At 42.2% G+C, this 10,965-nt stretch carries 9 protein-coding genes and 1 pseudogene; 2 read left to right on the plus strand and 8 right to left on the minus strand.

All coding sequences use genetic code 11. The features are described 5' to 3' along the window. Positions 1–1,137, plus strand: a 1,137-nt coding sequence (locus RYL27_RS08695) for a chloride channel protein (RefSeq protein ID WP_314966596.1), incomplete at its 5' end; no start/stop codon positions are given. A gap of 59 nt (positions 1,138–1,196) precedes the next feature. Here the strand turns inward: RYL27_RS08695 and RYL27_RS08700 are convergent. Next, positions 1,197–1,418: a hypothetical protein gene (locus RYL27_RS08700; protein WP_314329788.1), complete on the minus strand. Its 222-nt coding sequence runs from the start codon at positions 1,416–1,418 to the stop codon at positions 1,197–1,199. 396 nt (positions 1,419–1,814) lie between these two features. Between RYL27_RS08700 and RYL27_RS08705 the strand changes: the two genes are divergently transcribed. Continuing rightward, entirely contained in the window at positions 1,815–3,005 is a 1,191-nt protein-coding gene (locus tag RYL27_RS08705; RefSeq protein ID WP_314966599.1) for an ATP-binding protein, read from the plus strand. A 121-nt stretch (positions 3,006–3,126) separates the two neighbouring features. Here RYL27_RS08705 and RYL27_RS08710 read toward each other — a convergent pair whose 3' ends face one another. From RYL27_RS08710 to RYL27_RS08740, 7 genes and pseudogenes are all read right to left on the minus strand, one after another. Continuing rightward, on the minus strand, positions 3,127–3,675 hold the full coding sequence (locus tag RYL27_RS08710; protein ID WP_314966601.1) for a GNAT family acetyltransferase: 549 nt from the start codon (positions 3,673–3,675) through the stop codon (positions 3,127–3,129). Next, positions 3,672–4,790 (minus strand): AAA family ATPase, encoded by a 1,119-nt coding sequence (locus RYL27_RS08715; RefSeq protein ID WP_314966603.1) that lies wholly within the window; start codon positions 4,788–4,790, stop codon positions 3,672–3,674. The genes RYL27_RS08710 and RYL27_RS08715 overlap by 4 nt, the downstream gene beginning before the upstream one ends. Before the next feature lie 382 nt (positions 4,791–5,172). Then, a complete protein-coding gene (locus RYL27_RS08720) occupies positions 5,173–6,828 on the minus strand; it encodes a uridine kinase family protein (RefSeq protein ID WP_314966605.1) in 1,656 nt (551 codons plus the stop codon). Positions 6,829–6,855: 27 nt separating this feature from the next. Then, positions 6,856–7,644, minus strand: coding sequence for a Nif3-like dinuclear metal center hexameric protein (locus tag RYL27_RS08725; protein ID WP_314966607.1), 789 nt, complete (start codon positions 7,642–7,644; stop codon positions 6,856–6,858). A 23-nt stretch (positions 7,645–7,667) separates the two neighbouring features. Then, positions 7,668–8,414: a tRNA (adenine(22)-N(1))-methyltransferase gene (locus RYL27_RS08730; RefSeq protein ID WP_314966608.1), complete on the minus strand. Its 747-nt coding sequence runs from the start codon at positions 8,412–8,414 to the stop codon at positions 7,668–7,670. A gap of 146 nt (positions 8,415–8,560) precedes the next feature. Further along, a complete protein-coding gene (dnaG, locus tag RYL27_RS08735) occupies positions 8,561–10,306 on the minus strand; it encodes a DNA primase (protein WP_314966610.1) in 1,746 nt (581 codons plus the stop codon). Position 10,307: 1 nt separating this feature from the next. Beyond that, positions 10,308–10,965 (minus strand): annotated as a pseudogene (locus tag RYL27_RS08740) (deoxyguanosinetriphosphate triphosphohydrolase); the annotation flags it as partial.

Consider the following 10,965-nt stretch of genomic DNA (forward strand, 5'->3'; position numbering starts at 1 on the left):
CTGGCTTCCGCTTTTCGGGTAAAGCACCCCCGGATTCTTTGTGCCCTCCCCTTTGCCGGACTTCTTTTGGTCTTCGCTTACAGCATTCTGTCCGATAAAAATAAAAAGGGTACCAATCTGGTGATTGAGTCGGTGCGAAGAGGAGAAAAGTTACCGGTAGAAATGGCACCCCTGATTATTTTCAGCACTGTGCTTTCCCATCTCTTCGGCGCTTCCGTTGGACGAGAAGGTGCCGCCTTACAGGTAGGAGGGTCTCTGGGCTCCAGTATCGGCAGGGTTTTACATCTTTCTGAAAAAGAGCAAAGAAGAATTATGATGTGCGGAATGAGTGCAGCTTTTTCCGGACTCTTCGGTACCCCCATAGCTGCAGCCATCTTTGCCATAGAACTCTGCACCGTAGGCAGTATTTACTATACAGCTTTACTCCCCTGTACCGTTTCCGCCTTAACAGCCCATTTTTTTGCGGAAAAAGTCGTTCATGCGGAGGAACCGAATCTTGCCCTTTCTCTGATAGCGGAAATGAATTGGTCATCCGCCCTATATACTCTTCTTCTGGCAATCGCCGCCGCTTTGGTAAGTATCTTATTTGTTTCCTGCGCCCATAAAGCAAAGGATTTGTTTAGCAAATATTTCCCAAATCCTTACCTGCGTATTTTTGTAAGTGGAGCTATCGTTCTCCTTGCCACTTTGGCGCTAAACACCAATATCTATAACGGAACCGGTATCCAGCTGATTATTCAAACAATCCATGATCCAAAGACGAAAATTTTTCTCTTTGCCTTTTTCTTGAAAATTCTCTTTACTTCCGTTTCTCTTGGAGGAGGATTTCAGGGTGGAGAGATTGTGCCTTCCCTGTTTATAGGAGCAACTTTAGGTAATGCATTAAGCCGATTTTTGCCATTAGATCCTTCTCTATGTGCAGCACTGGGAATGACTGCCCTCTTCTGCGGCGTCACCAACTGTCCTCTGACAGCCTTACTTATCAGCTTTGAGCTTTTCGGCTTCCAGGCCTCTTCCTACTTCCTTTTAGCCATAGCCATCAGCTATCTATTCTCCGGGAATTACGGCCTTTATCACAGTCAAAAAATACTATTTTCCAAAACAGAGGAAGAAGAAATTAATGAGCATACCCATTAGGTATGCTCATTTGTATTCTTAACAAGTATCCCTCGCGAAGCGTGGGATATCTCCTTTACTTAGCCTTTTTTAAACCGATTCGCCAAGCCCTTATCCTCCGGCTTGACCCTCAGATTAGTAACCTTCTCTTCTTCCCCCGGTCTTTGAATCTTTAATTCCAAAATGCTTCCTTCCGGTAAGCCCTTGCCAAATTCTATCTGTAGGAATTTGGCCACCTTCGGATGGTTTGCCTGAAAATCATCCAAGTCTCTACTAAACTGCATTAGCTCCATGGGATTCATGTCATTTCTCCTTTTCTTTATGATACAAATTACTTCTTTACTACTCGATAAGCATCCTACATGACAAGCACTCTTCTTTGCATAATACTTTAACTGCTATCATTACTTTATGCTGTCTTGATTTATGTTAGCCTAGGCTAATATTTTTCCAAAAGAGCATAGCCTAAGTTTCTTTTTCTGACAAGTCTTATTTTGCCTCTTTTAGCTTTATTGTCCCTATGATCGTCTTTCCTTTCCCTTTCCGACTATTTCTATACCTTGGGCTATAACTTCATAATATGCTTTATTTTGCTTCCATAGTCTCTTTATGCTATACTGCTTCGGTGTATTTTAAAAAGAATACTGTGATTATTTTAAAAAGAATACTTCTATTACTTTATTGAGAAGGACTGAAACATGAGTAAAATCAAAGAAATCTCCCCGGAAGCCTGGGAGAAGGAAGAATATAAACACTATACTCCCATTGACCTAAGGGAAGCAGAGGAATATGAAATCGGACACATGGACAAGGCCCTCTCCTATCCTATAGAGACTTTACTGGGGGAGGAAATTCCCCTGTCCATAGAAGGACAGTATCTCCTTTACTGCAAATACGGAACCCTTTCCAGAGAGCTGGGAGAACGACTTTCCGACAAGGGCTATCAGGTGGCAAACCTGGAGGGGGGATATGGGAAATATGTTTTACAGCAAATCAAAAAGGCTGCAAAACAGGAAGAACGACAGAAGGAAATTGAATTAAGCCTTAGAAAAAAATTCAAAAAGTCTATCTTTACCCCCTTTGCCAAGGCCATCAATGATTATGAGTTGATTAAAGAGGGCGATTCCATCTGCGTCTGCATTTCCGGCGGTAAGGATTCCATGATTATGGCAAAGCTTTTCCAAGAGTTAAAACGGCACAACAAATTCCCCTTTACCCTGCATTTTCTTTGTATGGATCCGGGCTATAATGCCTACAATCGACAGATTATCGAGGAAAATGCAGCCCTTCTGGGGATTCCCTTGACGTTTTTCCAAAGCGATATTTTTGAGTCGGTTTTCACCATTGACTCCTCTCCCTGCTATGTTTGTGCCAGAATGCGAAGAGGACACCTATATTCCAAGGCAAAGGAGCTGGGCTGCAATAAAATTGCCCTGGGGCACCACTTTGATGATGTGATTGAAACCGTGTTAATGGGAATGCTCTACAGTGGACAATTCCAGGCCATGATGCCCAAACTCCATTCCACAAACTTTGAAGGAATGGAGTTGATTCGTCCCCTGTACTATGTTCGGGAAGAAGACATTATCCATTGGCGAAACTATAATCAACTGAACTTTATCCAGTGCGCCTGCAAGTTCACCGAAACCTGCAGCACCTGCCATGTGGACGGTACCACCAGTTCCAAGCGCTTGGAGATTAAGAAATTGATTGCTTCCCTAAAGGAAGTTAATCCCTTTATCGAGAAAAACATCTTCCGCTCCACGGAAAATGTGTCCATCAATACCATCTTGGGCCTAAAAACCGAGGGAGAAAAGCACTCCTTCTTAGAGTGGTATGATAAGGGATTTGCATTTCCGAATACGAATAAGGGAGATGTAAATAGCTAAATCCAATATATTTTTAAAGCAGTATAGACCTGAAAAGGGGTAATCTCCTCCATTTTAGGTCTATATTATATTCTAAAAATTTCTCGTGTAGCATAGATTATTTCGTTTAAGCATTTTTTATCTATACCCTCTTTAGTTTTATCAAATCCGCTAAATACAACTCCTCTTTTTTATGGGATGCTTTTATCCTTTTGTATTCAAGAATAGCCTGTACCAAAACATCCACTCTATCACCAAAATAATCTTTATAAAATTTCGTACTGTTATCGTACTTTTTCCTGCCTAAGCATATATGCATTTTAGCAAAATCTTTAGGTTTTACTGTGGATTTATTCTTCTCAAACTCAGCGACTTTATCTTCTGCAATTAGAAACAACATTTCCAATTCCGGTTTAGTACAATACTTTTCAATTCCTATAATCTTGCTTTTGTAGTCTTCCGGTATCTTTAGCCTTTCCTTTTGTGCATCTCCTATCCGCATAATTAATACATCATTGCCGGGATAAATGTTTAGCTCTGTCCGAACCTGCCCATTACCGGTAATTTGTCTTGCATGATAGGGAGTCAAGCCCAATAATTCATCCTCTCCAAAGATTAATCGATTATGTGCCAAGAGAATACGAATTATTTCCAATTCATTTGCCCCTTCGCACATGATTAGTCTTTTCATCCCTTTAGCTTCCTCTTTAAGCTCATTAGCTCTTCATAATTTACGGCAGTTTGAAAAGCATTGTTATAATACTGCTTGCTTTTCAGAAGTTCAGTCCTGATTTGATAGTCTTCATACATGTTAGAGAGGGATACATGCTTTCCGGACTTACAAATCCATATATTATCCTGTCGTCCCATCTGATCCAAAACCTCACAATAATGGGTAGTAAAAATTAAAGAAGCATTCTTCTTATTGACTGATTTATCCTTATACAAACTGATCATATTTTCCACAAGGGTTTTATGAAAATGATTTTCTACTTCATCAACCAAAAGGTCAAAACCTTCTTTTAAAGAAGCAACCATTAAGGTATATAGTAGTAATCCCTTTGTTGTACCGCTGGACAGCATATAAATCAGTTGACTATCAGAAAGATACTTTTCTTCCCCATTAAAAACCAATCTGTAATTATGTTCGTCCAAACTTTGTAAATGTTCAATATTATCATCAAAAATACGCATAATATTTTCCAAAACCGAAGTATCTATACTATAGTTTTTTAAGGCTTTGAAAATCATACGATAGGTCTCTGTTCCATTCCCAAAGCTTTCGAAATAAATAGCTCTTGTACTTTTTTTCTCCAAGACAAAAAATATTTTGGAGATATCCTCCGGCAATGTTCCATACTCATCCATCTTCTCAAAAGAACTATCTTCATACAGTTCATGAATACGACTTTTATAATATTTTTTTCTATACAGCTTTTCCTCTTTAAAAATCGCCTGATTACTGAGAGATATGTCCGTAGCCAATACACTTTCGTACTTATAAATAAAGCCTGCATGATAAAAGACTATTTCCAATTCAACACCGTCATAGTCATAGTGTTTGTCTTCTAAGCGAAAATCTCCCAAGATAGAATAACAAGCATCCAAAAGCTCCAATGCAGAGGTTTTTCCGGAAGCATTTTTTCCAATAAATGCCATCGTATTATAAACATATAAATCAGGCGCAATTTCCTGCAGTTCGTACTCTTTATCTTCTGCTGTCTTTCTTGATTTAGCCACCAAATCAATAGTATATCCCTCTATACAGTTTTTAAAATTTTTGGCCTTAGCACAAAGTAATTTCATCCTGCACACCTCCTTATTCCTGTTTTATATCATATCAACAAAATATGATTTAAACAATATTTTTGTTTTAAAGTTTATTATTTTTGTAAACAAAGCAAATAAACGCTAATATATTGATAAATTTATTATTTTTCTTGTATCCCATTTTTCTTATATTCCATTTTTCTGTAACTTAAAATCTAGGGAACAAAATAACTATCTGTAATGAAATTGATTCTCTATAATGAAAATGTATCTTTGAATGCTTTATTCACAAAATTCTTCACTTGCAACACGCATACTAAAAAAACTTTAGCTGATTTTTGTTTGAAAAATCAGCTAAAGTTTTTGACATTTTTTAGAATATAGATTCCGATTTTAAATCTATACCTAATCAGAATATTTACCCCACATGCAAGCAGGAACCACCGATAAACTCACGAATAATGGAGTTCTTCGGAATGGACTCCGGGCTTACGGGAAGCACATAGTCCAGGAACTTTAAGAGGCGCTTTGCCTCCTGATAGGCAGGACTGTCATTTTCAATCTGGAACAGTAGAGGCTGAGCAAAAATCTTCAAAACTGCAAGCTCATAAATCAGCGCAGAGTTGACCATCACATCCGCCCTCTCCTGGAAGGGGAAAATGTAATTGTCCTCGCCCCGTCTTACATTTTTCCAGATGGAAATAGTATCTTCCGCAGAATAGCCTCTGGTTCTGTTATCTCTTACCATTCTACGAAGCAGGCGCACATCCGTTGTGGGAATACGGTTATGCTCATCAATGTTCAGGGGTGTTAAAGCGGAAATGTAAATGCGGAACTTACTTTCCTCCGGCAGGGAGGTGGACATTAAGTCATTTAAGCAGTGGATACCCTCGATAACCAAGACATCCTCCGCCTCCATTTTCAGATAATCTCCCTTATACTCTCTTTCTCCTGTGAAGAAATTGTAACGGGGAAGCTCCACCCTTTCTCCGGAAAGAAGAGAGAGCATATCCTTGTTAAACAGCTCCAAATCCACGCACTGAATGGACTCAAAGTCATAATTGCCTTCCTCATCTCTGGGAGCCTCCACTCTGGCTCTGAAATAATTATCTACAGAGATAGCATGGGGCTTTAGTCCAAGTGCGGAAAGCTGAATGCTTAAACGCTTGGAAAAGCTGGTTTTTCCGGAGGAAGAAGGTCCCGCAATCAGTACCACTCGCTTCTTCTCCTTAAAAATAGACATGGCGATATTTCCGATTTGCTTCTCAAAATACGCTTCCTGCATCAGAATAAGAGAATCCGTATCTCCCTGCACAATCTGCTTATTTAAAGCACCGATATCTCCGATACCAACCTTTTTCGCCCAAACAGAAGACTCCTTCTGTACCTTGTAAAGCTTGTCCATGGGACGGAACTCCGGAAGCTCCTTCGGATTCTCCGGCGTTGGCAAAAGCAGGATAAAACCGTCTCCATAGGGAAGCAGGTCAAACAAAGTCACATAGGAAGTATTTTGCAGCATATAGCCGTAGAAATAATCCTGGAAATTCCCCAGGGAATAGATATTGACACGACTGGTCATACGATAACGGAAAAGCTCCTCCTTGGAATGCATGCCTACCTCACGGAAGAGGGCTCTGGCATCCTCGGTGGAAACGGAGCGCTTCATAATCGGCATCTTCTTTTCCGCATACTCATGCATGGAAGCCTTCACCTTCTCTAAGAGCTCCTTTGTAATCTGCACATCTCCGGAAAGGTAGCCGTAAAAACCGCCTCCCAGAGTATAATCCATATTTACCCGAAATCCCGGTACATCCTTACAATGATGGTAAAAAGCCTTTAAAAGCATAAATACGGCAGAGCGGTGATAACTCTTCATACCGATACTATCCTTCAAGGTAAAAAAACTGCATTCCTGATCCACATTGGGGATTCTCTTATGCAGCTCATAGATACGCTTTCCAAAGCGCACCAAAACAATGGGATACTCCTCCATATCCTGAAACAAGGGAACCAAGTCTTGAAACTTACTTCCCTCCTCTAGCTCTACCACTCTTCCTTTTGCTGTAATCTTCATGGACTTCCTTGACCTTTCTATTTTGTTTTACAGAATTTTTCCTACGAAAAATTCCTCTTCCTCCACGCAATCTATCTTAGGAAAATGTCGGCGAATCTGCTCGCTCATATAAGGCACGAAGAACCGCTCCAAGCCGTAATGCCCTGCATTAAGAAGGCTAAGCCCCTCTCCCAAGGCATCCACTGCATCATGGTGTCCCAAATCCCCTGTGATATAAGCGTCTGCACCACTGGCAATCACATCCTTCATAAAGCTCTTTCCGGAACCCGGGCAAACCGCAATTTTTTGAATAGGCCTTCCGCTGTCAAAGTACTCAATATAGGGAAGGGCAGCCTTTTCCTTCACATAAGCTGCCAGTTCTTCACAGCTAAATGCCTTATCCACCCGAGTGTAAAATCCTATTCCCTGAGACACTCCCTCAGAAGAAGGAGAAACTTCCTGCAGTACCCCCTCCTTTTTCCAGGAAAGTTTAGAGCAAATCAAGTCTCCCATGCCCTCCTTCACACTGTCGAAGTTGGTGTGCATGCTAAAGACGGAAATCTTATGTTCCGCCAAAGTAAGAAGTAATCTTCCCTGTTCATTGTCTCCGGTAACAGATTTCATCCCCTGAAAGATAAAGGGATGGTGGCTCAGAATGAAATTACAGGACCGGGCAATCGCCTCTTCCACCGACCTTCTCTGCACATCCAGACAGACATAGACCTTGCTAAGCTCTTCTTCCTTCTTTCCCAGCAAGAATCCCACATTGTCCCAGTGCTCCGCATACTGCTTCGGTGCAAATTCCTCCAAAAAGGAAATCAGCTCTTGTTTTTTCATATTATTTCTCCTATTTATTTCTGCTATCCAAAGTAGCTAAGGCCCTCTTTCACCCGTTCCAGCTTTTCTTCCAACACTTTTTGGGGATTTTTTGAAAACATTTCTTCCAAATGCCTTTCCTCATCCTCTAAAAGTTCCTTTAAAACAGGATCCTTTTTGGCCAAGGGAAGCCAACCAAACTCCCATTCCACTTTGGATATTTCAGAAGAATCCAAAGTTTTTCCCTTGGTCTCCGATTTGTCCCCCCCCATATTCATACTGTTTATCCCGGTATCCGGCGTCTTTCCTGAAGAATTCTGTCCCGTTAGCTTTTTTGCCAATATAATACGATAGAACTTATTTTTCTCCTTCACATAGCAATCTTCTACAAGCTCCATATAGGGATATAAAAAGCGCCGAACCTTCTCATAGTCGGACTGGGGAGAGAGCAAAATCGTTTCGAACTCCTCTATCCGCTTTTCCAAAATCTGAATCATCAGCATCCCCCCCATACCGGAGAGAAGAAGATGCTTACATTCTCCCTTTTCCAAGGCTTCCAAGCCATTCCCCAAACGACAAGTGATTTTATCCTCCAGCCCTCTGAAACGCACATTTTTCTTCGCCATTTCCAAGGGCTCTTTTCCGATATCACAGGCGAAAAGCTTCTCCGCCTTTCCCGCCTCAAATAAGGCAATGGCGGTATAGCCATGGTCGCAACCGATATCCGCAATACTGTCCACCACCGGATATAAGTCCACCATGGTCTGTATCCTTGCCCCAAGTCCCTTCATCTACACACTCCTTTAGAGGGAAAATAAATTTCCCCAAAACTCTTTTCGCCTCGATATACCGGCAAAGACTATATTTCGTAAAAAAATTCAATCTCTGTATCCAAACTGTAATCTCTGCGAAGCTAAATATAGCTTTTTTAGGTCTTTTATCCGGAAAAGCCGGAGAAATGCTCCCACTTATCCTTCTCCCGGAACAAGCGGGAAAGCTCCTCTCCGTCCATAGCCTCTGCAATAGCCTTTTCAATCCCCCGCAATTTCATCTGGCGGATAAAGTCCAGCAGCATTCTTTCCTCTTCCTGTCTTTCCAGATCCAAATGATACAGGTCTCCATGATAAAGCGCCATACACTTTTGGTATTTTTCTTCCTCGCCCCGGAAACCGTCCATGATTTCCTGTACGGCCTTTCCCGCCTGTAAAGAAAGAAAAATCTGTCTGCAAAGTTCCTCCCTCAGGTCCTCTGCCTTAATATACTGAGAAACCGGCCCAATCCACTCTTCCTTTTGCAATAGGAGGGAAAGGAACTGCTCCTCCAAATTATCCGTTAAAGTCTTTTCCCGCTTATTTTCCTCCCGTCTTCCCTGTTTGGAAAGAGCAAAGGAAAGCTGGGATTTTTCCTCTCCCTTTTGTACCAGGTACAAGAGATTCTCCGCGGATAAAAGCTGTTCTCTAGCCACTGCCTTGCAATAATTTTCCAGCTCCACAGGGTCGGAGAAGCAATCCCTAAGCAAGGCGGCAATCGCCTCCATATAGCCCTGCATCTCTCCCGGATCTTGCAGGTTAAAGCCGGACTTTAATTCCTCCACCTCCCACAGGAAGGCATTTTTTGCATTATGAATCCGCTCCAGAAGGGCATCCTTTCCCTCCGCCTTTAAAAACTCATCCGGGTCCTTATAGGGCTTTAGGGAAATGACCTTCGCCTGAATTTCCTTTTCCCGTAAAATGGGAATGGCCCTCTTACAAGCCTTTCTTCCTGCATTGTCACTGTCAAAGCAAAGGAGTACCGTAGAGGTAAAACGCTTTAAAAGGGCGGCCTGTTGCTCCGTAAAGGCGGTTCCCAATGCCGCCACCGCCTCTATGCAGCCTGCCTGATGCATGGAAATCACATCCATATAGCCCTCACATAGAATCAGATAGGATTCCCTGCTTCTTCTGGCAAAATTCAAGGCAAAAAGATTTCTGGATTTATCAAAAAGCTTGGTTTCCGGAGAGTTTAGGTACTTGGGCTCCCCCTCCCCCATGACTCTTCCTCCAAAACCGATTACCCGATGATGAAGATCCATAATGGGGAAAATCACTCGATTAAAAAATTTATCTCGAACACCGTTTTCTTTAAAAGTAAATAAACCGGAAGCCTGTAGCAAGGAATCCTCATAGCCCAGGGATTTACAATATTGATACAAGGCATCCTTTTCCTGGACCGCATAGCCAAGACCGAAGTGGGTAATGCTTTCTCCGCTTAAGGCTCTCTTTCCCAAATACTGTAAGCCCAGCTTTCCCTTGGGACTGCGAAGTTGCTTTACAAAGAAAAGGGCGGCATTTTTGTTGATTTCCAGTAGCTTATACCGAAGATCCTCTTCCCCCTTATTGCCTCCGCTGCTTTTTTCAGGAAGGGTGACATTTGCCCGCTCTGCCAGCTGCTCTATCGCCTCCACAAAGCTTAGATTCTCATACTCCATCATAAAGCGGATGCTGTCCCCCGCCTTACCGCAACCAAAGCAATAAAAAATCTGTTTCCCGGGAGAAACAGAAAAAGAGGGAGTTTTCTCCCCATGAAAAGGACAGAGCCCAAAGTAGCTGGAGCCCTTCTTTTTCAAATGTACATATTGTCCTATTAAATCCACGATATCCGTTCTTTGCCGGATTTCCTCTACGATATCTTCTCCATAGTACATATCAGTCCTTCTCCCAGGCCTTCGGAACAAAATACTCCATGAACTTGTGGCTGCAATATTCATCCGTCATGCCGGAAATGTAATCTGCAACAATGCGGTCTAAAAGGAGCTTGGGGTCTTCCTTTCCTTCCTCTTCCCCCTTTTTTAGCAGAAAACGATATTCCTCAGCCATTTCCAAGGGGTGCTCCTGATAAAAGGAAAATAAGAGCTTCAGCATGCCGTCTACCTTCCACTCCTCTTCCTTGGCTTTACTGCTGGTGTAAACATTTTGAAACATCCACTTCCTTAAGCCCTGCATATTTTCTTCCATCATAGGCTCCATGGAAAGCTTATCCTTCCCCCTGGAGGTAAAGATGACGGAGCGAATCAAAGTATTTAGCCTTTCCCTTGCGGTAAAGCCCAGCACCTTCCGATATTCCGCCGGAAGCTCCTCCTCCCGGAAAAGACCTGCCCGAATCCCGTCATCCACATCATGATTCAGGTAGGCAATCTTATCTGCAAAACGAACCGCCTGCCCCTCTAAAGTCTTGGGTTTTCCTGAGCTTCTATGATTTTGTATTCCATCCCGAACCTCTTTGCTAAGGTTCAGTCCTTTACCGTTTTTCTCTAAAATCTCCACAATCCGGATACTTTGGTCCACATGGGAAAAGCCTCCGGAG

The organism is Oribacterium sinus (assembly GCF_963537195.1).
GTDB lineage: Bacteria > Bacillota > Clostridia > Lachnospirales > Lachnospiraceae > Oribacterium > Oribacterium sinus_A.